Origin of the sequence: Pseudonocardia sp. ICBG162 (assembly GCF_020496225.1) — a bacterium.
In the GTDB taxonomy this organism is placed as follows: domain Bacteria; phylum Actinomycetota; class Actinomycetes; order Mycobacteriales; family Pseudonocardiaceae; genus Pseudonocardia; species Pseudonocardia alni.
Genome location: NZ_JAHLJD010000031.1, coordinates 1246921 through 1272842, shown reverse-complemented (window position 1 = coordinate 1272842; position 25922 = coordinate 1246921). Strand labels below are relative to the sequence as shown.

Annotated in this window: 25 protein-coding genes and 1 tRNA gene; 19 read left to right on the top strand and 7 right to left on the bottom strand. The window is 74.3% G+C overall.

Translation table 11 applies throughout. The features are described from left to right. Positions 1-229: 229 nt before the first annotated feature. From KPL60_RS30960 to KPL60_RS30935, 6 genes are all read left to right on the top strand, one after another. Positions 230-562, top strand: a complete 333-nt coding sequence (locus tag KPL60_RS30960) for a hypothetical protein (RefSeq protein ID WP_226368003.1) — start codon at positions 230-232, stop codon at positions 560-562. A 79-nt stretch (positions 563-641) separates the two neighbouring features. After that, entirely contained in the window at positions 642-1454 is an 813-nt protein-coding gene (locus tag KPL60_RS30955) for a DMT family transporter (protein WP_226368002.1), read from the top strand. A 9-nt stretch (positions 1455-1463) separates the two neighbouring features. Next, positions 1464-2186, top strand: coding sequence for an alpha/beta fold hydrolase (locus tag KPL60_RS30950; protein ID WP_226368001.1), 723 nt, complete (start codon positions 1464-1466; stop codon positions 2184-2186). A gap of 43 nt (positions 2187-2229) precedes the next feature. Next, complete coding sequence (locus KPL60_RS30945) at positions 2230-2568, top strand: MmcQ/YjbR family DNA-binding protein (RefSeq protein ID WP_226354384.1); 339 nt, start codon at positions 2230-2232, stop codon at positions 2566-2568. A gap of 15 nt (positions 2569-2583) precedes the next feature. Continuing rightward, the gene (locus KPL60_RS30940; RefSeq protein WP_226368000.1) at positions 2584-3537 is read left to right on the top strand and encodes a ketopantoate reductase family protein; all 954 of its coding nucleotides are present in this window, start codon (positions 2584-2586) and stop codon (positions 3535-3537) included. Continuing rightward, entirely contained in the window at positions 3534-4181 is a 648-nt protein-coding gene (locus KPL60_RS30935) for a maleylpyruvate isomerase N-terminal domain-containing protein (protein WP_226367999.1), read from the top strand. Before KPL60_RS30940 ends, KPL60_RS30935 begins: the two co-directional genes overlap by 4 nt. Here the strand turns inward: KPL60_RS30935 and KPL60_RS30930 are convergent. Then, the gene (locus KPL60_RS30930) at positions 4178-4744 is read right to left on the bottom strand and encodes a hypothetical protein (protein ID WP_226367998.1); all 567 of its coding nucleotides are present in this window, start codon (positions 4742-4744) and stop codon (positions 4178-4180) included. The two genes, KPL60_RS30935 and KPL60_RS30930, sit on opposite strands and share 4 nt — an antisense overlap. A gap of 205 nt (positions 4745-4949) precedes the next feature. Between KPL60_RS30930 and KPL60_RS30925 the strand changes: the two genes are divergently transcribed. From KPL60_RS30925 to KPL60_RS30915, 3 genes are read left to right on the top strand one after another with little or no spacing between them, the layout of a single operon-like run. Next, positions 4950-6869: a PrsW family glutamic-type intramembrane protease gene (locus tag KPL60_RS30925; protein WP_226367997.1), complete on the top strand. Its 1920-nt coding sequence runs from the start codon at positions 4950-4952 to the stop codon at positions 6867-6869. 46 nt (positions 6870-6915) lie between these two features. Next, positions 6916-7548 (top strand): pyridoxamine 5'-phosphate oxidase family protein, encoded by a 633-nt coding sequence (locus tag KPL60_RS30920; RefSeq protein WP_226367996.1) that lies wholly within the window; start codon positions 6916-6918, stop codon positions 7546-7548. Between the two features lie 54 nt (positions 7549-7602). After that, the gene (locus KPL60_RS30915; RefSeq protein ID WP_226354377.1) at positions 7603-7977 is read left to right on the top strand and encodes a hypothetical protein; all 375 of its coding nucleotides are present in this window, start codon (positions 7603-7605) and stop codon (positions 7975-7977) included. Between the two features lie 206 nt (positions 7978-8183). On the opposite strand, the gene KPL60_RS30910 is transcribed toward KPL60_RS30915, so the two are convergent. After that, positions 8184-8257, bottom strand: a tRNA-Gly gene (locus KPL60_RS30910). 163 nt (positions 8258-8420) lie between these two features. On the opposite strand from KPL60_RS30910, the gene KPL60_RS30905 reads away from it, so the two are divergent. The 3 genes from KPL60_RS30905 to KPL60_RS30895 are packed head-to-tail and all read left to right on the top strand — an operon-like array spanning position 8421 to position 11456. Beyond that, positions 8421-9602 (top strand): UDP-N-acetylglucosamine 2-epimerase, encoded by a 1182-nt coding sequence (locus KPL60_RS30905; protein ID WP_226367995.1) that lies wholly within the window; start codon positions 8421-8423, stop codon positions 9600-9602. A gap of 26 nt (positions 9603-9628) precedes the next feature. Next, positions 9629-10213, top strand: coding sequence for a dCTP deaminase (gene dcd, locus KPL60_RS30900; RefSeq protein ID WP_062398841.1), 585 nt, complete (start codon positions 9629-9631; stop codon positions 10211-10213). A 46-nt stretch (positions 10214-10259) separates the two neighbouring features. Continuing rightward, positions 10260-11456, top strand: coding sequence for a hypothetical protein (locus KPL60_RS30895; RefSeq protein WP_226367994.1), 1197 nt, complete (start codon positions 10260-10262; stop codon positions 11454-11456). Between the two features lie 61 nt (positions 11457-11517). Here KPL60_RS30895 and KPL60_RS30890 read toward each other — a convergent pair whose 3' ends face one another. Beyond that, positions 11518-13992 carry a heterodisulfide reductase-related iron-sulfur binding cluster gene (locus KPL60_RS30890; protein ID WP_226367993.1) on the bottom strand — a complete coding sequence of 825 codons (2475 nt, stop codon included), beginning with the start codon at positions 13990-13992 and terminating at the stop codon, positions 11518-11520. A gap of 521 nt (positions 13993-14513) precedes the next feature. Here KPL60_RS30890 and KPL60_RS30885 point away from each other — a divergent pair. From KPL60_RS30885 to KPL60_RS30855, 7 genes are read left to right on the top strand one after another with little or no spacing between them, the layout of a single operon-like run. Beyond that, positions 14514-14792, top strand: coding sequence for a hypothetical protein (locus KPL60_RS30885; RefSeq protein ID WP_020622502.1), 279 nt, complete (start codon positions 14514-14516; stop codon positions 14790-14792). Positions 14793-14795: 3 nt separating this feature from the next. Further along, entirely contained in the window at positions 14796-15485 is a 690-nt protein-coding gene (locus KPL60_RS30880; RefSeq protein WP_226367992.1) for a hypothetical protein, read from the top strand. Further along, the gene (locus KPL60_RS30875) at positions 15472-18528 is read left to right on the top strand and encodes an ATP-binding protein (RefSeq protein ID WP_226354372.1); all 3057 of its coding nucleotides are present in this window, start codon (positions 15472-15474) and stop codon (positions 18526-18528) included. The genes KPL60_RS30880 and KPL60_RS30875 overlap by 14 nt, the downstream gene beginning before the upstream one ends. Further along, positions 18525-20432: a hypothetical protein gene (locus KPL60_RS30870; RefSeq protein ID WP_226367991.1), complete on the top strand. Its 1908-nt coding sequence runs from the start codon at positions 18525-18527 to the stop codon at positions 20430-20432. The genes KPL60_RS30875 and KPL60_RS30870 overlap by 4 nt, the downstream gene beginning before the upstream one ends. Then, on the top strand, positions 20422-21018 hold the full coding sequence (locus KPL60_RS30865) for a hypothetical protein (protein WP_062398831.1): 597 nt from the start codon (positions 20422-20424) through the stop codon (positions 21016-21018). Before KPL60_RS30870 ends, KPL60_RS30865 begins: the two co-directional genes overlap by 11 nt. Further along, the gene (locus KPL60_RS30860; RefSeq protein WP_226354370.1) at positions 21015-22040 is read left to right on the top strand and encodes a C40 family peptidase; all 1026 of its coding nucleotides are present in this window, start codon (positions 21015-21017) and stop codon (positions 22038-22040) included. Before KPL60_RS30865 ends, KPL60_RS30860 begins: the two co-directional genes overlap by 4 nt. A 28-nt stretch (positions 22041-22068) precedes the next feature. Then, positions 22069-22464: a hypothetical protein gene (locus KPL60_RS30855; RefSeq protein WP_226367990.1), complete on the top strand. Its 396-nt coding sequence runs from the start codon at positions 22069-22071 to the stop codon at positions 22462-22464. Between the two features lie 208 nt (positions 22465-22672). On the opposite strand, the gene KPL60_RS30850 is transcribed toward KPL60_RS30855, so the two are convergent. From KPL60_RS30850 to KPL60_RS30835, 4 genes are all read right to left on the bottom strand, one after another. Next, positions 22673-23392 (bottom strand): ESX secretion-associated protein EspG, encoded by a 720-nt coding sequence (locus KPL60_RS30850; RefSeq protein WP_226367989.1) that lies wholly within the window; start codon positions 23390-23392, stop codon positions 22673-22675. A 114-nt stretch (positions 23393-23506) separates the two neighbouring features. Further along, on the bottom strand, positions 23507-24883 hold the full coding sequence (locus KPL60_RS30845; protein WP_226367988.1) for a PPE domain-containing protein: 1377 nt from the start codon (positions 24881-24883) through the stop codon (positions 23507-23509). 25 nt (positions 24884-24908) lie between these two features. Next, positions 24909-25247, bottom strand: coding sequence for a hypothetical protein (locus tag KPL60_RS30840; protein WP_226367987.1), 339 nt, complete (start codon positions 25245-25247; stop codon positions 24909-24911). Positions 25248-25327: 80 nt separating this feature from the next. Then, the gene (locus KPL60_RS30835) at positions 25328-25894 is read right to left on the bottom strand and encodes a DUF3558 family protein (RefSeq protein WP_226367986.1); all 567 of its coding nucleotides are present in this window, start codon (positions 25892-25894) and stop codon (positions 25328-25330) included. Positions 25895-25922 lie beyond the last annotated feature (28 nt).

Below are 25922 nucleotides of genomic sequence, written 5' to 3'. Positions count from 1 at the left end.
CGCCGAGTGACCCCCACCCCGTCCCGCCCGGACCCCGGAGCGGGATGATTCGGACCGCCGGGCCGGCGTGGACACGGGAGCCCCCACGCCGGCTCGGCCCCATGCACTATGCGATACGGCCGTGCCCGAAGGTGTGACCGCTACCGCGTCGCGTCGCCCGTGTCCACCCCCTCCGACGTGGTAAAACACTGGTCGTCACGGTTCGGGCACGGTGTGAGAGGGGCGCGTGGTGACGCGGTTGGCGGGGGCGGTCATCGGCATGGCGGCGGGTGCGTTGGTGCTCGCGTATGTCGTGGTGGGCTGGCCCATCCTGGTGGTCGGAGGGCCGCTGCTGGTGGGAGTGGCCCTGACGGTCGGCATCCTGGTCCTCACCGAGCGCCCGCGGGCCGTGCTGGCACAGCGCCGCGCGACCCAGGGCGGCACGTCCCCCTGGCAGGCCGCCGCCGGTACGCGTGACGAACAGCCCGGCAGCGGGCTGATGAGCGGCTTCTTCGAGATGCCCGCGGCGCTGCCCGAGCAGCGGCCCGCCCCGTCGGACGCCCGCCCGGCCGGCACCCGGTAGCAGTACGTCACAATCGGCCGGTGCCGATCATCACGCGTACCGCCCGTGCCCTGACCCGGGCCCGCCCGTGCTGATCGGCATGCTCTTCGCGGTGTTCGCGATGCTCTGCAGCACCGTCGCCGCCATCCTCCAGGCCGACGCAGCCAACCAGGGCGGACGCACCAGCGCCGTCCTGGCCCGCCCCCGGTTCCTCGGCGGGATCGCGATGGACATCGTCACCTGGCTCTGCATGGTCGTCGCGCTGCAGTTCATCCCCATCTTCGCGGTGCAGGCGACGCTCGCCGGGGCCATCGCGATGACCGCCCTGTACGCCCGCTACTTCCGCGGCGAATGGCTGCGGCCGGTGCACCGGCTCGCCATCGGAGCCAGCATGCTCGGGCTCGCGTTCGTCGCCGGCAGCGCGGGGACCGAGCGCAAGCAGGCCCTGACCGGCCACGGCACGACCGTCGCCGTCCTGATCGCGGCGCTGGTCGTGATCATGGGTGTGACGCTGGCGATCACGAACTCGACCAAGCCGTGGCCGTCGGCGGTGCTCGCCGGGCTCGGGCTGGGCGGCGGCTCGGTCTGCATCCGCGCGATGCACGTGTCCGAGGGCGTCGACCTGGCCGGCCTGCTGCGCGAGCCGCTGGTCTACATCCTGGTCGGCATGGCGCTGACCGGCCTGTACAACTACGCCCGCGCGCTGCAGCTCGGCGACGTCTCCACGGTGACCGCGCTCTACATGGTCACCCAGGTCGTCGTGCCCGGGCTGGTCGGCATCACCCTGCTCGACGACACCGTCCGCCCCGGTCTGTGGTGGCTGCTGCTGCTCGGGCTGGCGCTCGTCGTCTACGGCACCTCCATCCTGGCGCGGCGCCGTCCGGAGAAGCGGACTCCCCCGCGGGTGGCCTAGTTTCGGGCCATGCCCTCCTTCGAGCGCCCCGGTGTGACCCTGCACTACGAGGAGCACGGCACGGGGTTCCCGGTGCTGCTGCTCGCCCCGGGCGGCATGAACTCGACGATCGCGGCCTGGGGCAACGCCCCCTGGGACCCGGTCGCCCACCTCGCGCAGCGGTACCGCGTCATCGCGATGGACCAGCGCAACGCCGGGTCCTCGGTCGCCGAGGTCCACGGCAGCGACGGCTGGGACACCTACACCGCCGACCAGCTCGCCCTGCTCGACCACCTCGGCGTCTCCGAGTGCGCGGTGCTCGGCATGTGCATCGGCGGCGCCTACATCGCGAACCTGCTGGTCACCGCCCCGCAACGCGTCCGGGCCGCGGTCGCGCTGCAGCCCATCGGCCGCGCCGACAACCAGCACCTGTTCGAGAAGAGCTTCGAGAGCTGGCGCGCCGGGATCGAGGCCGACCACCCCGGGGTCCCCGACGACGACTGGGCCGAGTTCCGCACGAACATGTGGGGCGGCGGCGGGATGCTGTACTCCGTTCCCGACGAGGCGCTCGCCCACGTCGCGACGCCGTGGCTGGTGCTGATGGGGATCGACGCCTTCCACCCGGAGCCGGTGTCGCGCCGCCTCGCCGGGCTCGCGCCGGGCGCGGAGCTGGTCGAGCAGTGGAAGGTCGAGCCGCACGTCGCCGACGGCCGCGCCGCCGTCGACCGGTTCCTCGCGGCCCACCTGGTCTGATTCCTCCACGACGCGCAGCGCCCGCCGCGGGCACCATGACCCCATGCCGAGCTGGGACGACGTGGTGCGGATCGGGTCCGGGCTGCCGGAGGTCGAGGAGTCGACCTGGTACCGGACGCCGTCGCTGAAGGTCCGTGGCAAGGGCTTCGCCCGGCTGCGCACCGAGGCCGAGGGCGGGCTGGTGCTGATGTGCTCGCTCGAGGAGAAGGAGGCGCTGCTCGCGTCGGGCGATCCGGCCTACTTCACGACCCCGCACTACGACGGCCACGGCTCGATCCTCGTCGACCTCGACCGGGTCGACGCGGGGCAGCTCGCGGAGCTCGTCGAGGAGGCGTGGCGGCGGAAGGCCCCGCCGTCGGTGGTGCGCCGGCGCGACGGTTGAGCCAGGATCGTCGTCGTGCGCTACGTGGTGATCGGGGCAGGGGCCGTCGGCGGGACGATCGCGGCGCGGCTGCACGCGGCGGGGCGGGAGGTCGTGGTCGTCGCCCGGGGCGCGCACCTCGACGCGATCCGCGAGCGCGGGCTGCGCCTGGACACCCCGGACGGGTCGACCACCCATCCGGTGCAGACCGTGGGCACGGTCGGCGAGGCCCGACCCACCCCCGACGACGTCGCGATCCTCGCCGTCAAGTCGCAGGACACCCCGCCGCCGCTGGCCGCGCTGCTCAAGGCGGCCCCCGGGATCACCGTGGTGTGCGCGCAGAACGGCGTCGCCAACGAGCGGCTCGCCGCGCGCCGCACCGACCGGGTGCAGGCGATGCTGGTGATCCTGCCGGCCGAGCACTACGAGCCGGGGGTGGTCGTCGCGTCGTCGTCGCCGGTCCCGGGCGTGCTCGACGTCGGCCGGTTCCCCTCCGGTGTCGACGCCACCACCGAGGCGATCGTCGCCGACCTCACCGCGGCCGGGTTCTCCTCCCGCGCCGACCCGGACGTGATGGCCGCGAAGTACGGCAAGCTGCTCACCAACCTGGCCAACGCCGTCGACGCGATCTGCGGGCTCGACGACCCCGACGCGCCCCGCCTCGTCGAGGCCGTGACCGCGGAGGGCCGCGCCGTCCTGGACGCGGCCGGGATCACCGCCCGGACCGGCGACGACGACCGCGTCCGCCGGGAGGGCACCATCACCGAGCGGCCGGTCGCGGGCGCGACGCGGCGGGGCTCGTCGTCGTGGCAGAGCCTGCAGCGCGGGACCGGATCCATCGAGGCCCGCTACCTCAACGGCGAGATCGTGGCGCTGGGCGCGGCGCACCGGATCGCGACCCCGGTCAACACCGAGCTGATGCGGGTGGCCGAGGAGATGGCCGCGGCCGGGGAGCGGCCGGCGTCGCGGTCCGGTGCGGACCTGATGTGACGGCTTACCCGCTCGACGTGGCGCGCCCGGCGTTCCTCGACGCGCTCGACGGGCTGTCGGCGTTGCTCGACCACGTCGACGACACCGGCCTGCACGCCCGCAGCCGCTGCCACGGCTGGCTCGCCGCAGACGTCCTCGCGCACCTGCACCTGGGTCTGGTCGAGATGCTCGCCGGGTTCCCCGCCCGCACCGACCGCCCCGCCGACGTCGACCTCGCGACCTACTGGACTGCGACGCCGCCCGGGTCCGGGGCGCCGGGCTGGGCGCACGAGCGCTTCGCCCGCGCCGTCGCGGCCGCATACGCCCGCCCGACCGGGCAGATCGTCCACGTCGCGATGACGCTGCGTGGCCTGCGCCGGCTCGTCGCGGACCTGGACGCGCCGTACCGGCTGGAGTTCCAGGGACACGTCCTCGACGTCGGGGACTTCGTCGGCACCTGGGTCGTCGAGGTCGTGGTGCACCACCTGGACATGACCGTCGCGCTGCCGGACGCACCGGCCCCGCCCGCGTCGGGGCTCGCGGTGGTGCGGGAGACGGTGACCCGGCTGGCCGGTCCCGACGTCGTCGCGGGGTGGGGGGACGACACCGCCCTCGCGCTCGCCGCCACCGGGCGGGAGCCGGGGATGACGCCCGTCCTGGGCTAGTAGGTGATGTGCGCGCCGGAGGCTTGGAGCTCGGACCGGCTGAACAGCGTCTCGCTGGTGTCCGACCCCACGGTGACCCTGTAGTACTCGCTGCCGGCCGGGACGTCGTCGACGGAGAACGCGAACGTGCAGCTGTCCGACCAGCCGGACCAGCCGGCGGGCCCGGACACCCCTGGTCCGAGGGACCCGGTCCCGACGACCGCTCCCTCTCCGTCCCGGATGCTCACCGGGGTGCCGCTGTCGAGCCAGCCGAGGTAGCCGGCCCCACCGCAGGCGGAGAAGAGTGCGACGGTCCCGGCGGCCCCGGTGATCGACACGGTCCCCGTGACGTCCATCGTCCGCTGCGCCGCGACCGCCGACCCCAGCAGCGCGACCAGTAGGACTGCTCCGACGACGGCCAGGACGACCCATCCCCGTCGCGGTGCCGGACGCGGAGGCAGGGTCCAGGAGGTGACGGGCACCGGCCCGAACCCGGCCGGGACGGTCGCCCACGGCGGGGGCTGCGGCGGCGTCCACGGGCCGCGGCCCGACCACGGAACCGGTCGATCGACGGTGTTGGTCATGTCCCCACGTCCCCACGACGGCGGGCACCCGATGCGCCCGCGACGCCCTCCTGCCGGGCCGGTGAGCTGCTCCGTTTCGCCCCGTCATCACAAGAGATGAAGTACGCCGTCCGGAGCAGGGCCACCGATAACGACAGGGTGGTGCGTGCGATGGGCAGGCAACACGGCCGGACTCGTCCGGCCGCCGTCGTCGGGGAGGGTCGTCATGGTGGAGCGGTGCCGGTGCGGGGCGGAGCTGCTGGGCTCGCTGCACTTCTGCGTGGGGTGCGGACGGCCGCGGGCGCAGGCCGTCGTCCCCCGGCCGCGGACCGGGGCGGTGCCGGTCGGCGCCGGGGCCCCGGTGCCGCAGGGACGGACCGCCGTGCAGCACCCGTCGACGGCGCAGTACCGCCCCGCCGACCGGTACCGGCCCGCCGCGCCGCCGTCGGCCCCGTCGGCCTGGGCCGGCCCGCAGCCGACCGGCTACGCGCCGGGCTGGGACGTCCCGGCCGGGTGGGGCCCGGTGGCGACCACCCCGTCGCGGACGCCGTGGGTCGTCGCCTCGCTGGTGCTGGTGACGCTGCTGCTGGCCGGGGCGGCGCTGCTCGTCCTGCGCCCCGACCTGCTCCCCGGCACCGCGCCCACCGTGACCCCGGCGGCCGCGCCGGTGCCGGTGGTGGTCGCCCCGGCCGCGGCGCCGGTCGTGATCCCGCCAACCACCTACGTGCCGGGCTACAGCCCGTCGCCGACGACGTCGCTCACCGAGCAGGCCGCCGCCGACGGCCCGCGCGTCGCCGCGACGGCCGGCTACTGGGTCCCGCAGCTGTCCTCCAAGCGCGCCGGCACCAGCGACGGCGGCATCACCTACGACGAGCAGGGCATCCTCGACCACTACCGCCGACCTCGCCGCGCAGTACCCGGGCGCCGCGCTGCTCTGGTCCGGCGACTGGCCGGTGTTCCGCAACAGCGACTACTGGGTCGTGGTCGTCGCCCAGCCCTTCACCACCGCGGCCGGTGCGAACGCCTGGTGCGACGCCCAGGGCTTCGGCTCCGACGACTGCTTCGCCAAGAAGATCTCCTGGAGCGACGGCCCGCAGGGATCGACGGTGCACCGGTGAGCGCGCCGTACGGGCCGCGTCGGCGGACGCCGCTGCCGGACGTGTCCGTGCTGTTCCCGTGGCGGGCGTGGACCCGGCACCCGTGGTTCCGGTCGTGGACGACGTGGGTGTTCGTGGCGCTGATCGCGGTGCCGCCGCTGGCGACGACGCTGCCGACGTCCGGCTCCGACGACATCCTGCTGCCGTCGATCGTCTTCGCGTTCTACTTCGCCGCGGCCTGGTTCCTGGTGCTGTGGAAGGTCGTGGCGCCGGGCGGGGTGACGGGCCCGGTGCTCGCGCTCGTCGCCGGGATCGCGCTGGTCGTCGAGGCTCCGGTCGCGATGGCCCTCGAACGCGCCTTGGCGGCCGACACCGACACCCTGCTCGCCGGGATCGTGACCGTGGCCGTGCCGGAGGAGCTCGCGAAGCTGCTGCCGGTCGCGGCGCTCGCCCTCGTCCACCGACGGGCGTGGCACTCGCTCTCGCCGCGGGACTTCCTGTTCCTGGGCGCGACCTGCGGCCTGGTGTTCGGCGCCGTCGAGGCCGTCAAGTACGCGAACGACTACATGGTCATCGACGACGCGCGGTCGGGGCTGACGCTCGCGTGGCGCCTGCTGACCGGCCCGATCGTCCACGCCTGCTGGGCGGGGCTGTCCGCCTACTTCCTCGGGCTCGCGTCGCGCTACCGCGACGCCGGACCGTGGCTCGCCCTGGCCGGTCTCGGGATCGGGCTCCCCGCGCTGCTGCACGGGCTGAACAACCGGGTCGCCGGGGAGTACGGCGTCGCCTGGGCGGCGGTGGAGGGGCTCAGTGCGCTGCTGTTCCTCGGCTACGCCCGGATCGGGCTGGTCGCAGCCGTGCCGCCGCGGGTCACGACCGGGACCCCGTGGGCCGTCGGGCACCCGCCGTCCCCGGTCGCCGATCCGGCCCGCCCGGCCCCTGCTCCGTGGTCGCCGCCGATCCGACCCGGCACCCCGCCGCCGTCGGCCCCGTCCGGCCGGGTCCCCGACCTCCCGACGACCCGGCTGCCCGTCGTCGGACGCCCGTGACCGGAATCCACTCGGCCCCGCCCGCGTGCGCGCCTACCGTTGGCCCATGACCTCCGACGCGCACGGCACCGAGATCCGTACCCTCGCCGAGCTGCAGGAGATCACCGGGCAGCCCATCGCGCCCGCGCTGGCGAAGGAACGCGACCACCTCGTGGACGTGCACCGCGCCTGGCTGGCGGCGTCCCGGTTCCTGCTCCTGGCGACGTCGGGCCGCGACGGCACCTGCGACGTCTCGCCGAAGGGTGACCCGGCCGGGTTCGTGCACGTCGTCGACGACCGCACGGTCGCGATCCCCGAGCGTCCCGGCAACGGCCGCGTCGACGGCTGGCGCAACGTCCTGGAGAACCCGCACGTCGGCGTGATCCTGCTGGTGCCGGGGCGCAACGACACGCTGCGCATCAACGGCCGGGCCCGGCTCGTCCGGGATGCGCCGTACTTCGACGAGCTCGTCGTGAAGGGCCGCCGGCCGCTGCTCGCCTGCGAGGTCGCGATCGACCAGGTCTACTTCCACTGCCCCAAGGCGTTCCTGCGCTCCGAGCTGTGGGCGACGACGAGCTGGCCCGCGCCGGACGCGCTGCCCTCCACCGCGCAGCTCGCCAAGCGGCTCGCCCGTCCCGACGAGCCACTGGAGAAGATCGAGGAGTACTACGGTGCCGGCTACGCGGCCCGGCTCTACTGAGGGTCGCGCAGGTTACATCGAAACCGCAGGTCAGACCCTGCACAATCGGGAGACGTGACACCCCCCGTCCCGCCGCTGCGGCGATCCCTGCGCGCCCTGCTGTCCGCCGTCCTCACCGCGCTCGCGATCCCGGTCGTGCTCGCGGCGGGTGCCGCGCTGCCGCCGGCCGCGGTGGTCGTGGGGATCGTGCTGGCGGTGGTCGTCGCCGGGGTGGCCCGCACGCTGTCCTGGGTGGCCGGGGAGCCGGTCGGCGAGCGGGCGACGGCGCTGGCCGTGGCCAGCGGCCTCGGGGCGGGGACCGCGGCGATCGCGCTGGGCGTGGTCGCGGTGTTCGCCGGTCCCGCGGTGCTGGTGCTCGTCCCACTGCTCACCGGGGCCGGGGTCGCGACCTGGTGGGTCGCCCGCCGGGACGTGCCGCCCGCGCTCTGACTCCATGATCACCGGTTGTGGAGTCCGGAGTGCACTCCACGGCCCTCTGCGCTCCACAACCGGTGATCATGAGGCCGCACGGCGACCGCCATGCGCCACTGGTCGCGGGCCGGCGTCGCACGGGAATGGCGCGAGGCACCGTTCCCCGGGAACGACGAAGGCCCAGGCTCGGCGGGAAATCTGCCGCTGACCTGGGCCTTCGTGTGTGGAGCGGATGACGGGAATCGAACCCGCGTATTCAGCTTGGGAAGCTGATGTTCTACCATTGAACTACATCCGCATGGCGTGAGATCACCCTAGCATCACGATCCGCGTACCTGTCACGGACCTCCCCTGCCCGGTCGTCGCACGATCCGACCACCGGGCGCGCGTGTCTCGACCCGGCCGCCCGCTCCGCGCACACTCGTCACCGTCGGTCAGACCTCGGCCGGAAGGCGACTGCGATGACGGTGTTCGAACCGACGTCGGGCGACGTGTCCGGGTTCCCCCCGGACCACGAGCACGACGTCCTGCTCATCGCCGGCAGCCGTCCCGAGGTCGCCCGGCTCGCCCCGGTCGCCGGGGCCGTCGCGGCGGCGGACCGCATCCGCGGGATCACCGTCGCCACCGGGCCGGACCCGATGGCCGTCCACGAGGCGTTCGAGGCCCTCGGTGTCCCCACCGACATCACGGTCCTGCTGCCGCTGGAGACCGGGCCCGGCATGGCCGACGTCGCCGCAGCGCTGTTCACCCGGCTCGACCAGCTGCTCGTCGACCAGGACCCGTCCGCGGTGCTGGTGCACGGCGGTGGGCTGGCGGCCGAGGTCGCGGCGACGGTCGCGTTCTGGCGGCGGATCCCGATCGTGCACATGCAGGCGGGCATGGGGACCGACGACCTGCTGTGCCCGTTCCCGCAGGAGGCGCACCGGCGGGTCATCGGCCAGCTCGCGTCGCTGTTCCTCACCACCAGCGGGTCCGCGCTGGGCAGCCCGCTCGGCCCGAACGTGCTGACGATCGGCGACACGATCAACTCGCTGCCCGGGCCGCAGCACCAGGGCTGTGTCGACGCGCTGGAGCGGATGCACGACCAGCACCGCAGGCTGATCGTCGTCGACCTGGCGAGGGCCTCGTCGTCGCCGGTGCTGCGCGGGATCGCGGACCTGCTGGAGCGGTACCCGCGGATCGAGATCGTGCTGTTCGGCGCGCTCGCCGCCGGGGAGACGGCGCAGTCGCTCGGGACCCACCCGCGGGTGACGGTCGTGGCCGAGCCGGCGCTGCCCGACCAGCTGGCCGTGCTCACCGCGGCGACCGTCCTGGTGAGCGACGACCACGAGCTCGTCGTCGACGCACCCGGTCTCGGCACCCTCGCGGTCCTGGTCGACGGGCCGAACGTGCCGCAGCCCGGCGACTCGATCCGCAGCATCGCCGCGCACGACGCGGCCGCCGCCGTCGCGCAGGTGCTCGACGGCGACCACGGGCGCCGCGCCGCCGCGTCGGACGGTTTCGAGGCCGCCCGCGCCGAGCAGGCCGTCGCCTGGATGTTCGGGCTGACCCGCTCGCCGCAGCTGCCCGACGACCTCGTCGGCGGTGGCCGGCACAGCCCGGGCGAGGTGGAGTCGGACTCCGAGGAGTCCTCCGAGGCGTGACCGCGGGCCCTGGATAGGGTGTCGGCGTGCTGCTCTCCGACGGTGACCTGCGCAAGGACATCGAGTCCGGCCGGCTCGTGCTCGACCCGTGGGACGTCGAGATGCTCCAGCCGTCCAGTGTCGACGTCCGGCTGGACCGGTACTTCCGCGTCTTCCAGAACTCGCGCTACACCCACATCGACCCCGCCCAGCAGCAGGACGAGCTGACGACCCCGGTGGAGACGCCGGACGGCGAGTCGTTCGTGCTGCACCCCGGCGAGTTCGTGCTGGGCTCCACGTTCGAGCGCGTCGGGTTGCCCGACGACCTGGCCGGCCGGCTGGAGGGCAAGAGCTCGCTCGGCCGTCTGGGTCTGCTGACCCACTCCACCGCCGGGTTCATCGACCCGGGCTTCACCGGCCACATCACCCTCGAGCTGTCCAACGTGGCGAACCTGCCGATCACGCTGTGGCCCGGGATGAAGATCGGGCAGCTGTGCCTGTTCCGGCTGTCCAGCCCGGCCGAACGGCCCTACGGCACCGAGGGCGTGGGGTCGCGCTACCAGGGGCAGCGGGGTCCGACGCCGTCGCGCGCGTTCCGCAACTTCCACCGCACCGACACCCGGCGGGCCTGAGCTCGTCGCCCCGCCGGGGGTGACGGCGTCGCTACCCTGGGCGGTGATGGACGCCGACCGCAGCTCCCCGGACCCGTGGGCCACCGGCCGCCGCCGGAGCGGCCGGCCCGACCGCGGCGTCCGCCGCGCCAGTCCGCCCCGGCAGGACGACGCCGGACCCGACGCGACCGACGCCGCCCGCGCCGACACGCCCGGACCCGACACGGCCGGACTCGACACGGCCGGGCGTGGCGCCGCCGGTGAGAGGGCCGCCGGGGGGAGCGCGACCGGTGAGAGCCCGGCCCGCTCCGAGACCGACACCCCACCGCCCCCCGGCACCGAGCTCGTCGTGTCCCCCGTGGCGCCCCCGGAGCCCGACCCCGGCTCGCGCGCCCTCACCCGCCGGCCCGCACCCGGCCCCGCGGACCCGCCACAGGCGGACCGCGGGACGGAGGACCGGGACCCCTGGGCCCCGTGGCGCCGCCTGCGCCCCCGCACCGTCCGCGGCGCCACCGCGCTCGGTCTCGCGGGCGCCGCGGTCCTGCTCCTGCCCTTCCTCGACGACCCGGGCCGCTGGTGGGTCCCGGTCGGCCTCGGGTTCGGCACCCTGGTCCTGCTGGCCCTGCTGCGGCTGGACCGGCTGCTGCAGGGGTGGGCACCGCACGTCGCCGGGGTCGTGCTCGTCGCTGCCCTGGTGAACGGGACGCGGGAGAACCCGTGGGCGTGGGCACTGGCCCTGTCGGTGGGGGTGATCGTCGCCGGGGCGCTGCTGCTGCCGCGCTGGACGGTGCTCGCCGCCGGCGTGGTGCTGCTGGTGGTGTCCGGGGTCGGCTACTCGTTCCGCTCGGCCGAGATCCGGCAGGACCAGGCCCGCGTCGACGCGCAGGCCGGAGCGCAGTTCCGTACCGACCTCGGCGTCGCCCGCCCGCAGCTCGCGCTCGTCTCGCTGGACACCGGGGTCGCCTCGCCGAACCCGGCCCGGGTCTGCCGCCTCGTCCAGCCCGCCGCGCTCGACCAGCTCCGCGCCGCGACGGGTGCGGCGGGCTGCGAGGACGCCGTCGCCGTCCTGCACGGGCGGATGCCCGCCGGGGCACAGGTCACCGTCCCGGACCGGCGTCCGGACCCGGAGGTGGCGGTCGGCGCCACCACCGCCGTCGACGCCTGCGGCTCGGCGTGGGGCGCGGCCGCACCGCAGCTCGGCCGCGTCGTCCTCACCCGCACCACCACGACGACGTTCCAGGTCAGCTCCTTCACCCCCTGCTGACCCCGCACACGACGACGGCCGGGCACCCCCTGCGGGGTACCCGGCCGTCGTCGGTGGTGGGTCAGTTCTCGTTCGAGCGCTCCGGTGTCGCCTCCTCCGGCGACGACCCGTTGCTCGACCCGTTCGCCGCTCCGTTCCCCGACGACGCCGGGGTCCCGGTGCTCGACGCACCGTCCGAACCGGCCGGGGTCGGGTCCTGCTTCGCGGCCTCGTCGGCCACCTCGGCGGCCGGGGTGGCGGTCCCCGGGGCGTCGGTGGTCGGCGCGCTCTGGCCCTCGGTCTCGGGCTGCGGCTCCGGCGCGGTGTCGGCAGGGGCGTCGCCCCGCTTCACCGCGGCGAGCAGCATCTGCGAGACGTCCTGGACCTGCACGGCCTCACCGGCGGTCTGGTTCACACCGTCGGTCATCATCGTGCGGCAGAACGGGCAGCCGACCGCCAGCGTGCCGGACGGCTCCGAGCCGCCACCGGCCTTCGTGAGGGTCTCGGCGGCCTCCTCGGCGCGGGTGAAGTTGATGCGCTTGCCGATGCGCTCCTCCATCCACATCCGGGCGCCACCGGCACCGCAGCACATCGACCGGTCGCCGTGGCGCGGCATCTCGGTCAGCGTGGTCGTCCCGGCCGCACCGGTCGCGTTGATCAGCGCGCGGGGCTCCTCGTAGACCTCGTTGTGCCGCCCGAGGTAGCAGGGGTCGTGGTAGGTGACCGGGCCGGTCTCCTCGCCCGCCGGGGCGGACACGGGGACCAGCTTCTTGTCCCGCACCAGCTTGTTGAGCAGCTGGGTGTGGTGCACGACCTCGTAGTGCCCGTCGAGCTGGGGGTACTCCCGGCCCAGGGTGTTGAGGCAGTGCGGGCAGGTCGTCACGATCTTGCGGGTGCCCGTCTCGCGGCCCTCGAAGACCGTGTTCAGGGTCTCGACGTTCTGCTGGGCGAGCATCTGGAACACGAACTCGTTGCCCGAGCGGCGCGCCGGGTCACCGGTGCAGGTCTCGCCCGAGCCGAGGACGGCGAAGTTCACCCCGGCGCGGTGCAGCAGCTCCGCGGTGGCCCGGATGGTCTTCTTCTGGCCGTCGTCGAACGCGCCGGCGCAGCCGACCCAGAACAGGTACTCGGTCTCGGCGTCCAGCTCGCCCTCGACGACCGGGACCTCGAAGTCGAGGCCCTTGGTCCACTCGAGGCGGTCCTTGGCGTTCTGGCCCCAGGGGTTGCCCTTGTTCTCCAGGTTCTTGAACAGCGAGTTGAGCTCGGTGGGGAACTCGGTCTCGATGAGGACCTGGTAGCGGCGCATGTCGATGATGTGGTCGACGTGCTCGATGTCGACCGGGCACTGCTCGACGCAGGCGCCGCAGGTGGTGCAGGACCACAGGATGTCGGGGTCGATGACGCCCAGGACGTCCTCGCCGCCGACCAGCGGACGGCCCGCGGCCTCCAGCGCGTCGACCGGGATGGCCTTGAGCCGCTCCTCGGCGCCCTCGCCGGTGATGCCGACCTCGTCGCCCGCCATGTCGCGGCTGCCGCCGGCGAGCAGGTAGGGGGCCTTCTCGTAGGCGTGGTCGCGCAGGGCGTTGACCAGCAGCTTCGGCGACAGCGGCTTCTCGGTGTTCCACGCGGGGCACTGCGACTGGCAGCGGCCGCACTCGGTGCAGGTGGTGAAGTCGAGCAGGCCCTTCCAGGTGAAGTCCTCGACCTTGCCGACGCCGAAGGTGTCGGTGTCGGGGTCGGCCTCCTCCAGGTCCAGCGGCTTGCCGTTCGACATCATCGGCCGGGTCGCGCCGAGGGCCTTGTAGCCGTCGTCGTTGCGCTTGAAGTAGATGTTCGGGAACGCGGTGAACCGGTGCCAGGCCACTCCCATCGTGGGCTTAGCGGCGATCACGATCAGCCAGATCATCGCGGACAGGACCTTGACCGCGGCGAACACCGAGACCAGCGCCGGGGACGCGGGCAGGACCGCGGACAGGGCGTAGGAGACCGGGGCGGACCAGACCGGCACGTCGAACGCGCCCATCGAGATCTTCGCGGCCCGCACGACCAGGATGCCCAGGCCCTCGAGGAACACGACGCCCTCGACGAAGTACGCGCGGCCCATGTTGGAGCCGTAGAACCGCGACATCCTGCCCTGGGAGCGCGGGTTGTTCAGCTGGCGGATCACGATCAGCGCGCCGATGCCGACGACGGTCGCGACGCCGAGGATCTCGACGTAGAGGGAGTAGACCGACCACTCGCCGATGATCGGCAGGTGGAAGGTGGGGCTCCAGACCTCCACGAAGGCCTCGGCCAGCGCCAGGATCAGACCCAGGAAGCCGACCATCACCAGCCAGTGGAGGATGCCGACCTTGGTCCACTTGAGCATCCTGGTGTGACCCAGGGTCTCCTTGAGCATCGTCGCGAACCGCGGCCCGAACGGGCCGTTGCGCGTCGGGTCGGACCCGCCGAGCCGGATGATCTTCACCATCCGGGTCACGGTCATCGCGACGAGGGCCACGGCGACGATCGCCGACAGCACGGTGACGATGCCGAGCGTGTACTGCACCCAGGTCATCTGGAGGAACCTCCCTGTAGAACACCCAGCGGTCCCTGCCGGAGCGTGGTGCTGCCGTGACGGAACGGGACGGGAATCGATGAACCGGTCCGGTGGGGCACCGGGGCTGCGGCGGAGCGCGCGCGTCCACGGGCGCACGGCGTACCGTGCCGCCGGGACGGGGCGGGCCTCTCCATCGCAGTGCCTCCTCGGACCTCGCCGCCGCGCTGGTGTGGTGGGGCGCGACGACGGTCGGGCGAAGGGTAGTGCGCCCGGCCGAGGGTTGCCCGACCTCACCAGGGGTCGGCCGCGCGTGTTACCGAACAGTAGCCAAGGCCGACCATGACATCCCGGGTCAGGGTCGGGATGTCGGGGAGACACGAGTCACGCCCGATCGACGCTGGTCCGACCGTGTCGACCCGATCGCGCAGCGTGGCGCACCCGTGGGCCGGGTGGCTCAGCCCCTAGGATCCCGGACGGGTCTCGTGGTCTACTCGCCTGCGGGAGCGACCGGGACAAGCGGACTGCCGCAAGGAGGAGCTGTGAAGACCTCGTACGAGGCGATCCAGCTGGTACTCGCCCAGGGCGGACAGCTGACCACGGTCAACCTCCGCGACTGGATCACGAACAACATCGTGCCGCTGATCCTGCTCGCGATCGCCGTCATCCTGCTGTGGATCGGTGGTCGCGGTGACAACGCCGGCGTGGCCCGGCGCAGCATCGGGCTGCTGGTGGGTCTGATCGCACTGGGCATCGCCGTGACCGGCAGCGGTCCGGCCATCGGACAGGCGCTGGCCAACCTGCTCGTGACCCCGGGCTGATCCGTGCTCGTTCGCACGGACGACGAGGTCTACCGCGTCGACGCCGTCTGGCTCGGGCCGCCGCGGGCCACGTTCCCCTGGCGCGCCCGCTACGTCAGCTACGGCGTCGGGCTCCTCGTCATGATGCTGATCATGTTCGTCCAGCGCCGGCTCGGCATCGGCCTGGACTTCTTCTCCGTGGCCTGGGCGCTCGTCGGCACCGTCGCGATCACCCGCCTGCTCGGCAAGAAGATCGACTACGAGCGGCCGCTCGGTCAGGTCCTCGGCCAGTTCTGGGCCGAGGTGACCGGGCCGCGGGCCGGACGCAGGGCCGCGGGCGGCTCGGTCCGCGCGGGCCACGTCCGCGTCCACACCACCCGCGCCCACCCCGGCGTCCCGTCGGCCGGTGGCCGGACCCCCGCGCTGTCCACCGCGCAGCGCACCCGGATCGACGCCGCGGGGACGCGGCCGCCGGTCACCGTGGACGCCGTCGTGGACGCGCCCGCCACCACCTCCTCGGTGGTACCGGGGCTCGAGGCGCCGGTCGCGGCACCCGCGCGCGTGGTCCCGCCGCTGCCGGAGCCGGGCAGCGCCCCGCGCAGGAGCCGTTTCCGCCGCGCCCGCGGCGGTGGCGGCGGTCGCGGCGCGAGCGTGCCCGCGCGCACCACCCGTCCCGACCCGTGGCGCCGGAGTGGCCACCGTGGCCGCACCTGAGCGGACCCCCCGGCCGAAGGCCCGGCGCGGCCGGGCCCGTGCCGGCGAGGGCGGTTCGGACTACACCCCGTCGATCGCGCTGCGTTCGATCGACGGGCACATCACGCGTACCAACGGGCAGGTCATGGCCTGGTACCGGCTCGCGGCGCAGGCGTGGAGCTTCCGCAGCGACAACCAGCGCGAGGTCCTGATCCGGCAGATCGCCGCGCAGCTCGGCGAGCTGCAGGGGCGCTGGCTGCACCTGCGTGTCACGACCCGGCCCTACCCGGTGCACATGTGGGCGGAGTCGTTCGACCAGAACGCGATCGGCCGCATGCCCGACGTGCCCGGCGCGCTCGGCTGGGACGGCTTCCTGGAGGGCGAGCAGCGCCACCTGATGGGCCTGTCGATGGCCGACAAGGAGGTCTTCCTCGGCATCGAGGTCTCCGGCCGCGGGCTGATCGACCGCTGGGTGGAGCGCGCCGCGCCCGTCCTGGACCGGCTCGTGCCGTCCGCGGTCAAGGCCGAGCTCGCCGCGCTGGAGACCGAGATCAACCACCTCGACGTGCTCGTCGCCGGGTCCGGCCTCGACGCCGTCCCCGCGAGCGCGGAGGACATGGCCTGGCTGATGCACCGCTCGGTCGCCCTCGGGCTGCCCGCCCCGCGCGGGCTGTCCTCGGTGCCGCGCGGGGTGTCGACCTGGGAGCCGGAGGACCTCGCCGCGTTCACCGAGGGTGTCGACCTGCACCAGGAGCCGTACGCGCCGACGGTGCAGGTCGTCGGGCGGATGCGCAGCCAGACCGTCACCCGCAACGTCGCGGTGCTGAGCGTCGGGCTGATGGAGGGTCTGCGGATCCCCGAGATCGACGACCCGTGGATGCAGCACTCCGACCGGCTGCCGTTCCCGGTGGAGTGGTCCGCGCGGATCTACGTGCGCCGCCCGGAGGACGTCACCGGCGAGCTGCAGCGCCAGATGGGCAAGGTGCGCAGCCAGATCCGGCACTACACCCACGACCACGACCTCGACCCGCCCATGTCGCTCGCGCGGCAGGCCGACCGGGTCCTGGAGGTCGAGGACGAGCTCACCACCGGGCTCACCCAGCTCAACACCCGTCTCTACGGCTGGTGGCGGATCGCCGTCTCGGGCCGCGACGAGGCCGAGGCCACCACCCGCGCCCAGCAGGTCGTCGACCTGTACCGGCCCAAGGTGCAGATCGAGCACCCCGAGGCGCAGTACCGCTACGCCCGCGAGTTCATCCCCGGCGAGCCGCTGGCCGCGACGGCCTACCGGCGACGCGGGTCGGTCACCTGGGCGGCCGCCGCGGTCCCGGCCGCGACGGCCAGCGTCGGCGACCGCCGCGGGATCATGCTCGGCGAGACCTGCACCGCGACCCGCCGCCCGGTCGCCTGGGACCCCTGGCTGGCCCAGGAGGTGCGGCGCGCGTCCGGCCTCACCGCGATCGTCGGCGGCCTGGGCTCGGGCAAGTCGTTCCTCACCGGGCTGGTCGTCTACAAGACGCTGCGCGCCGGGGCCCGCTGGACGGTGCTCGACCCGTCCGGCCCGCTGGCCGAGCTGACCCGGTTGCCGGAGCTGGCGCCGTTCTCCCGGCACATCAACCTGCTCCGTGCCGACCCCGGCATCCTCAACCCGTACCGGGTGGTCGCCGAGCCGCGCCCGGACCACTTCCTCGACGACGAGGACCCGGAGCGTGCCTGGAAGCGGGAGCGCTCGCTGGCCGCGGCCACCCGTCGCCGGCTGGTGCTCGACGTGCTGTCCGGGCTGCTGCCCTACGAGATCGCCCGCCAGCCGCACACCCGGATCGTGCTGCTCCGCGCGGTCCGCGAGGTCGGCGGCTCGCCCGACCGGCACCCGGGCATGGTCATCGACGCGCTGCGCCGGCACGCGACCGAGGGCGAGGACCACGCCGGCGTCGTCGCGGACTTCCTCGACGAGCGGCGCGAGCTGCCGCAGGCCGCGCTGCTGTTCCCCGACGAGACCCGCGCCGACCCCTGGCAGGCCGACCGCGACTACCGGCTCACCGTGCTGACGATGCAGGGGCTGTCGCTGCCGCGCCCGGGCAGCCCGCGCGAGGAGTGGACCGACAACGAGTCGCTCGGTGTCGAGCTGCTGAACCTGGCGTCCTGGCTGACCCAGCGCACGATCTACGACGCCGACCGCAACCTGCGCAAGGGCGTCGCGCTCGACGAGACGCACTTCCTGTCCCAGGTGCCCACCGGCAAGGTGCTCATCGACCGCCTCGCCCGCGACTCCCGCAAGTTCAACGTCCGCGCCCTGTTCGCCTCCCAGCTGGCCGGCGACCTGCTGCGGGTGTCGGGCTTCGCGTCGCTGGTCAACGCCGTGTTCGTCGGCCGGACCGACGACGAGGAGGCTCAGTCCGAGGCGCTGCGGCTGCTGCGCGTGCCCACCGACGTCGGCTACGAGGAGATGCTCGGGACCCTGTCCCCGCGCCCCCGCCACGACGACCGGCCCGACGACGCGCCCCGCCAGTTCGTCTTCGCCGACGGCCACGGCGGCGTGGAGAAGGTCCGCATCGACCTGGAGGCGCCGCACCTCGAGCACATCCGCGAGGCGCTCGACACCAACCCCGACGCCGCCCGCGTCGTCGCCCCGCGCCCGCCGGGTGGCCCGGCGATCACCGCGCCCGGGCATCCCGAGATGACCGCACCCGACGAGCCGAGCCCGCTGCCCGCGCGGCGCGCCCCGGCCCCCGTGGTGCTGCCCGACCTCGACGGCGACGAGATCGACCTGCGCACCGACACCCGGATCGGCCCCGGCGACGACGACCCGGTCCTGGCCGGCGGGATCCGTGCCGGTGGGGTGCAGGTCGTGTCGGTCGCCGCGACCGACGCCGCCGTCGGCCGCGCGGAGCTCTACGACGACGAGCAGCTCGACCTGCTCGACGAGCTCGACGACGACTGGGTGGTCGACGAGCCCGCCCCGACGAACGGCACCCGCCCGTCGAGCGGCGACGGCCCGGTCGACGGGTCCGCCGTCACGAACGGCCACCCCGCGGCCGCTCCCCCCGACGGGGACGGACGGTGACGGCGGGCCTCGACCCGTCCGGCGGCGCAGGCATCTGGGTCGTCCTGGGCGTGCTGCTCGCGGCCGTCGTCGTGTCGGTGCGGAAGACCCGCCGCCGCAGGCCGCAGACGCCCGGGGTGATCCGCCGCCGTCGCCGGCGGACGGCGGTCCTGGTGGTCACCGCGATCGCCGGCGGCACGCTGCTGCTCGGCTCGCCCGCCATGGCGCAGGCGCTGGACTGCAAGTCCCCGCCGGAACCGGACCGCCCCGGCACCGGGCTGGTCGGCTCGCTGGACCGGCCCTCGGCCCTGCACGGGGAGGCCGGCAGCGTCTACGAGGAGGTCGGCTACGCCGGTCTCGTCTGGCACAACTACGACCTGGGCTGCGCCACGTCGGGCGTGCTGAACCCGTCGGTCACCACCGACACCTGGCTGGGCAACCAGGTCTTCAACCTGGCGAAGCTGACCGTCGGTGGGGTGAACTGGGCGCACTACCTCATCGCCGACGGCGGGTCGCTGTTCGCGCCGCTCGACCAGGTCATCACCACCGCGACCCGGGCGATGTACGAGACCGTGTTCACCACCTGGGTGGGCCTCGGCCTGCTCGGGTTCGCGATCATCGTGCTGCTGCTGGCGATGCGCGGGGAGCTCGCGCGCCAGGCCCAGCGCACCGGCATCGCCGTCCTCGCGCTGATGCTCGGCTCCGCCGCCTACCTCGCACCGGTCGACTGGTCCCGCGCCGCGGACAACCTGCTGCTCGACGGCGTCACGCAGATGCAGGAGGGCTTCCTCGGGCAGGTCGGGCTCGGCACCCGCGACACCCTCCCGACGGTGCTCGTCGACCAGGTCGCCTACCAGAACTGGCTGCGCGGGACGTTCGGCGCGCCGGACGTCCCGCAGGCCCAGGAGCTGGGCCGGGACCTGCTGCGTTCGCAGGCGTTCACCATCGACGAGATCGACCAGGGCCAGGACACGTCCGAGACGGCGGAGCGCAAGAAGGGCGAGTACGCCGCGCTCGCCGACCGCATGGGGGATCGCTACCCGTACTTCACCGGGGCCTCCGGCAGCCGGATCGGGGCCGGGACGCTCGCGCTGATCCAGGCCGCGTGCATCGCGCTGTTCCAGCTGCTGTCCAAGGTCCTGGTGCTGGTCGCGCTGCTGATCATCCGGCTGATGGTGGTGACGGCGCCGGCGATCGCCGTCGTCGCGCTGCTGAAACCGGACGTCATCCCGGCGATCCTGCGCATCGGCGGCGCCGCGATCGTGAACACGCTCGTCGTCGGGGCGCTGGCCGGGCTGCACGCGCTGCTGGTCGTGTCGCTGTTCGCCCCCGGGTCCGGCGTCGACCTGTGGCTCGCGCTGCTGGTCACCGGCGTGGTCACGCTCGTGCTGTGGGCGGTCGCGCGGCCGTTCCGGCGGCTCGTGTCGATGGTGACGCTGACCCGTGAGCAGTTCGGCGGGATCGTCCCCGGTATCAACGGCGGCCCGGTGTCGCGGGTGTGGAACCGGATGCGCGGCCCGAACGACGCCGACGAGCGCCAGTCCCGCTGGTGGTCCGAGCGCGGCGGCCCCGGCGGGTCCGGCGACCCGGGTGCGGCGCGACCGGAAGCCGAGACCGCGGCGGGACCGGGCGCCCGGGTCCGTCGTCGCGCGGCACCGGACGTGTCCTCCCCCCAGGCGGCCCGGATCGCCGAGCCGCGCCGCGGGGCGCTGCCGGTCGGGGCGTCCGGGCGGCCCGACACCGGGTTCGCCACGCGGGTCGACCCCGGCGAGGTCGACGACCGCGCCATCTACCGCCGCGACGCCGCGGGTCCCCGCCGCCCCGGCGACCCGACCCCGGTGACCCCGGAGCTCGTCGACGGCGTGCCCGTCTACAAGATCTACCGCCCGCGGGCGGCCCGCACCGGCGGCGACCGTGCCGATTAGGTCCTCCCGCGGCCGCGCCGGCGCCTACCGCGCGGTGTGGCAGTGGCCGCTGCGCTCCCCCGCGCGGCTCGCCGTGACGGTGGTGGTCCTGGGCGGGCTCGTGTTCGGGCTGGTCTCGCTCGGCGGTTCCGGCGGGGCGGCGTCCGGCGGCCTGATCGCCGGGGGCGGCTCCGGCGGCAACCGGTGGGACAGCGGATCGTCCGGCGTCTCCGCGACGCCCACCCCGACGCTGCTGCCCCCGGTGCCCGAGCTGACGCCCGAGGCGCTGCCCGTGTCGCAGGCCCCGCGGCAGGCGCTGGAGACGGCGCGGGTGTGGGCGGCGGCCTGGGTGAACCACCCCGACGGGATGACCTCCCAGCAGTGGGTCGCCGGGCTGCGGCCGTACACGACCGACGAGTTCCTCGGCGTGCTCGCGGGCGTCGACCCGTCGAACGTGCCCGCCTCCCGGGTCACCGGGCCCGCGACCCCGACCCGGGTCGCGCCGAAGAGCATCGAGGTCACCGTGCCGACCGACACGCTGACCCTGCGGATCCTGGTCGTCGACACCGAGGCGGGCTGGAAGGTGTCCCGCTACGACCGGGCATGAGCACCCCGCTGACGCGTGCGCTGCGGCCGCTGCGGCTGCTGCTGCCGTTCCTCGCGATCGGGATGGCGCTGGTGCTGTTCCTGACCGTCGGTTTCCTCGCGTTCAGCCCCAACCTCGGCGGCGGCCGGTCGAACGCGGCCTGGTGCGACACCGGGATCTCGACCGCGACGGTCGGCCGTGGCGGCGGGGGAGCCACCTTCGAGACGCTGTCCGACGAGCAGAGGCAGAACGCCGCCGCGATCATCTCGGTCGCCAAGGACATGCAGCTCCCGCCGAAGGCGTGGCTGGTCGCGCTGGCCACCGCGATGCAGGAGTCGACGCTCCGCAACATCGACTACGGGGACCGGGACTCGCTCGGGCTGTTCCAGCAGCGGCCGTCGCAGGGGTGGGGCACCCCCGCGCAGGTCACCGACCCCGCCTACAGCAGCCGGATCTTCTACGAGCGGCTGATGGAGGTGCCGGGCTGGGACTCGATGCCGGTCACCAAGGCCGCGCAGACCGTGCAGCGCTCGGCCTTCCCCGACGCCTACGCCAAGTGGGAGGGCCTGGCCGCGTCGCTGGTCGAGAACATCGGCGACGTCGCCAACCCGACGGGCTGTGCCCCCGGCACGACCGGCGCGCTGCCGCCGGGCGTCGCCGGGGCCGCGATCGGCTTCGCGCTCGGCGAGCTCGGCAAGCCCTACGTGTGGGGCGCGACCGGCCCGGACTCCTGGGACTGCTCCAGCCTGCTGCAGGCGTCGTACCGGGCGGCCGGCGTCACGATCCCGCGGGTGTCGCGCGACCAGTACAACTCCGGCGGTCACCTGCCGGTCCGGGACATGCAGCCGGGCGACTTCCTCTTCTACGCCCACGACACCTCGGACCCGACCACGATCTACCACGTGATGATGTACCTGGGCGACGGCAAGATGGTCGAGGCACCGAACCGCAACTTCCCCGTCCGCGTGCAGCCGGTGTCGTGGGAGTTCGGCGATCTCGTCCCGCTCGCCACCCGGCCGGGGACCACGCCGAACCCCGCCTGAGCGGGGTCGAGGCGCCATCATGGGCGGCATGCGCTCCCCGCTCTCGGACTACCTCGACTCCGCGGCGCCCGGTGCCTGCCCGGACCACCTCGTCGTGCCGCGGTCACTGGCCCAGTCGATGCCGCTGCGCTGGCAGCAGGTCTTCGTCGGGCTGCTCACCGACCTGCACGACGCCTACCCCGGCGTCGACTGGCCGGAGTACGCCGTGTCCGCGGTGCGGGCCGAACCGTTGACCGAGCTCGACGACGCCCAGCTCGCCACGCACGGCTACGTCACCGAGCTCGGTCCCGACGGCGACCTCGAGTACCGCGACGCCGACGACCGCGTCGTCCCGGGATCGCTGCCCGTCCGGGTGGAGGTGCCCGACACCGTGCCGCCGGCGTCGGCGGGGCAGGTGCCGCGGGGGACCGTCGTCCTGCGCTGACCGCGCCCCGCACCTCGCGCCGCCGCGCCCCGCCGCGCCGCTCCGCTGCTCGCGCCGGTCGGGCCCGGCCCGGTGCGCGGGGGCGTCGCCGAGATGCACCTCAGCGGGAATCGTCGATCTCCACGGCCCGCTGAGCTGCATCTCGGCGTGCGGCAGGGACACCTCCCGCGGAATCCGCTTACCCGGTAAGCGATTTCCCGGCCACCCCTCACCAGGCCCGGTGCGTCCCGACCGGTGCGCGACGGCGCCGCGCCCCGTCGGCGAGCCGGTCCAGCTCGCGGACCAGGTACGCGGCGTCGGCCGGACCGGCGTGCACGACGGCGTCGTCGGGGAGCGGGCCGCCGACGACGTCCGGGGTCGGGCGCCGCTGGACGTAGCAGCCGTCCGTGGTGGCGTGCACCAGCAGGACGCCCGGCGCGCGGCACGGGTCGTGTCCTTTCCGGCCGGCGCCGAGCTGGGCGACGCCCTCGACTTGCCCCATCCGCCGCAGCATCTCGGCCTCGGCCGCGCTGCAGCCCCGCCGCAGGAGCTCGTGGACGAGCCGGTCGGCGTCGCCGTCGGCGCCCTCGGCAGCCTCACCCAGCACCGCGACGGGGATCCGCACCCCGGCCCCGGGGCCGGGCACGACCTCGCCGAGCAGCTCGACCAGGACGGCCGACGCATCGTCGGGCAGGACGCGGACCAGCGCGACGTCGTCGCCGATCCGGGTGGCCAGCACCGCGCGCCCGGCCCGCCGCGCGCCCGGCCCGCCGCGCGACCAGCGCCCGCTGCCACGACGGCGGTGCGACCACGAGGTCGTGCTGGAACTCCGGTGCGACGACCGTGCGCAGGTCGTCGACCAGGTTCGGCTCGAACGCGGGGCCGGTGAACAGGCCACGCGCGGCGAGGGTGTCGAGACACTCCCGCACGACACGGGCCCGCTCGACATCGGTGAACCCGGGGCTGAGCAGCTCCAGGACCGCGGGGTTGCGACCGAGGTCGAGCAGGTCCCGGGCGACGTCGAACTCGGCGGCGGTGAGGACGGTGGCGCGGTTCCAGTCGATCATCGGTGGGGCTCCTCGGGGGCCAGGACGGCGTCGGTCGCGGCGATCTCGATGTCGAACACCTCGTCGGTGGGGACGACGTAGCGGTTGCGGTGGTCCCGGGCGTCGCGGCTGCCCGCGCCGCCGGCCATCGGGCCGTAGCCGCCGGGGACGCCGCCGCGTCCGGTGGTCTCGCCGGGGCGGGCGGACCAGGCCGGCTCGGCGGTCCGGGCGCCGGGACCGAACGGCTCGTAGGGCCGCCCTCCACCGGATCCCGTGCCGCCGGGGAGGCGGTCGCCGTACCCGGGACCACGGGCCGACGGCGGGAGGAGCGGCTGGGCCCGGGTCCGGTCGCCGAACCGGCGTCCGAGGTCGACGCGGGTGGCGAGCGGGTCGGGGCCCGGTGCCGTCGTGGGGTACGGGCCCTGGGGCACCGCCGGCCGGTACGGGTCCGGGGCGGGCGCGGCCGGCGGGTCGAGGTGCTGGGGTGCGACGACGTCGACCGGTTCGGGGAGCCCGGTGCCGCGGTCGCGGTCGGCCATGCCGTCGCCGGTGGTCCCGGGACCACCGGGGCCCGGGGTTCGCCCGACGTCCGGTGTGCCGGAGCCCGATCCGACGGACCCCGATCCGCCGTTCCCCGCCCCGCCGTTCCCCGGCCCGCCGGGAGCACCGACGCCGTCCGGTCCGGGACGGTGCCCGCCGCCCGGCTGATCCGGGGCGCCGATTCCCGGACCGCCTCCGCCGAGAGGGGTGGCTCCGCCGCCGTCCCCGACACCGGCCGGGCCGGAGCCGCCGGCCCCGGCCGAGCCCGGCGCCGGACCACCCGCACCGGTGGGCGTCGCGGCCGACCCCGGGTCGACGGTGCGGAAGCGGTCGTCGATCGCCGACGCCGTATCGAGATGCTCCTGGAGGGCGCGGTCGGCCTCCTCGCTGTGCCGCTGGTCGCGTTCGAGCGAGGTGACGTAGTCGGCGACGGTGGCGCTCAGCCCGGTCAACGGGGAGCTCGCTAGCAGGTGGAGGGTGCGGACGCCGCTGGTGAAGATGCCCGGCGGGGTGGGGTCCAGGGAGGCGATGACGGCTTGGGTGCGGTCGAAGGACTGCCCGTAGGCGTCCAGCTGGGTGGCGCCGTTCGCGGTGACGGGGGCGGTGCACATCATCGAGGTGGTGATGCCGTCGAGGGACTGCTGGGCGGCGGCCGCGGCGGGGCCCTGCCAGGAGATGCCCAGCTCGGCCATGCGTTTCCGGGCCTCGTCCGATGCGGAGCGCAGCTCGGCGTCCGCGGTGCGGAGTGCGGCTGCGGCGTCGGCGACCGCTGTCGAGCCGGGTTTCCCGACCACCCAGGCGTACTTCTCCTGGAGGGTCCTGGCCGCGAAGTTGAAGCCCTGTGAGAACGCCATCGTCCGTCCCGGAGCGCCGCGGGTCTCAGATCGTGAACGAACGAGCGATGGCGTCCTCGCCGAGCTCGAAGACGACCGCCGTCGCTCGGAGTCGTCGGACAGCTTCCTCCAACTCGGTCTGATGCTGCGCGTGCGTCGCGATCGTCCGCTCGAACCTGTCCTGGAACGCCGGTGTCGCGACTCCCGAGATCGGATCGTCCCCGCAGGGACCGACCCGTGTCCTCTGCGCGCTGCGAAGAGATTCGCGAATGGCGACGATCTGGGCGGACAGGGCGCGACCGACCTCGAGCACGTTGTCCGACGAGATCTGGCTCATCAAGGCGTCCGACGAGCCGCCCACGGTCCCTCGCTGGGTCTGTTCCACGGCCGGAACGTAGGTGCGCCGGCGCCCGGGGACAGCGGTTTCCGCAGCTCCCGTCGCGATTGCGAAGTCGCGGAGTCGGATCAGTGACGCAGGAGCGAGGGCAGAGCGGCAGCGGCCACGGCCCGGGCCCTCGTGCACAGGTCGCGGTCGGTGGTTCCGGAACGCCGGAGGTTCGACGACGTCGCCATGGCCTGCGCTCGCAACGACGTCGCATCGCCGATGTCGACACCCACCTCGCACGAGGGGTACGAGCTCGACGGATACACGGTCTCGGCGGCGCGGTATCCCGACACGTCGACCGGTGCCGTTCCCGGAACGGACAGGAGCTGAGACGTCGGAACCGGGATGAACTGCAGGTTGACGTCGACCGCCGCCGGGCCTGTGCCCAGATAGCCGCAGGTCGGGGCAGGACGACCTCCGATCGTCGCGTCGTCGACCTTGCCGGCCCCCAGATCGAGGTCCGAGCGCTGTGCGGTGTCGAGCAGCTCGCACGGATGGCGTCCGCTCACATCGATGGCGGCCGGGCGCGCGGGCACGGTGGGGTCCGCTGCGAGACCTGGCGGCTGTGGCGTGCAGGAGGTGAGCCCGACGATCACAGCGGCGCCCACGACGCCGAGGGCCGTGCGACGCGCAGCCGGTACGAGCACGGTGATCCTCCGTCGACGATCGAGCGGC

What these genes read in the sequence shown, in the direction of transcription:
- KPL60_RS30955 (WP_226368002.1), top strand. Translation starts at nt 642, where the DNA reads ATGCTCTTCGCGGTGTTCGCGATGCTCTGCAGCACCGTCGCCGCCATC.
- KPL60_RS30950 (WP_226368001.1), top strand. Translation starts at nt 1,464, where the DNA reads ATGCCCTCCTTCGAGCGCCCCGGTGTGACCCTGCACTACGAGGAGCAC.
- KPL60_RS30945 (WP_226354384.1), top strand. Translation starts at nt 2,230, where the DNA reads ATGCCGAGCTGGGACGACGTGGTGCGGATCGGGTCCGGGCTGCCGGAG.
- KPL60_RS30930 (WP_226367998.1), bottom strand. Translation starts at nt 4,744, where the DNA reads ATGACCAACACCGTCGATCGACCGGTTCCGTGGTCGGGCCGCGGCCCG.
- KPL60_RS30925 (WP_226367997.1), top strand. Translation starts at nt 4,950, where the DNA reads ATGGTGGAGCGGTGCCGGTGCGGGGCGGAGCTGCTGGGCTCGCTGCAC.
- KPL60_RS30920 (WP_226367996.1), top strand. Translation starts at nt 6,916, where the DNA reads ATGACCTCCGACGCGCACGGCACCGAGATCCGTACCCTCGCCGAGCTG.
- KPL60_RS30905 (WP_226367995.1), top strand. Translation starts at nt 8,421, where the DNA reads ATGACGGTGTTCGAACCGACGTCGGGCGACGTGTCCGGGTTCCCCCCG.
- KPL60_RS30895 (WP_226367994.1), top strand. Translation starts at nt 10,260, where the DNA reads ATGGACGCCGACCGCAGCTCCCCGGACCCGTGGGCCACCGGCCGCCGC.
- KPL60_RS30890 (WP_226367993.1), bottom strand. Translation starts at nt 13,992, where the DNA reads ATGACCTGGGTGCAGTACACGCTCGGCATCGTCACCGTGCTGTCGGCG.
- KPL60_RS30860 (WP_226354370.1), top strand. Translation starts at nt 21,015, where the DNA reads ATGAGCACCCCGCTGACGCGTGCGCTGCGGCCGCTGCGGCTGCTGCTG.
- KPL60_RS30855 (WP_226367990.1), top strand. Translation starts at nt 22,069, where the DNA reads ATGCGCTCCCCGCTCTCGGACTACCTCGACTCCGCGGCGCCCGGTGCC.
- KPL60_RS30850 (WP_226367989.1), bottom strand. Translation starts at nt 23,392, where the DNA reads ATGTCGAGCGGGCCCGTGTCGTGCGGGAGTGTCTCGACACCCTCGCCG.
- KPL60_RS30845 (WP_226367988.1), bottom strand. Translation starts at nt 24,883, where the DNA reads ATGGCGTTCTCACAGGGCTTCAACTTCGCGGCCAGGACCCTCCAGGAG.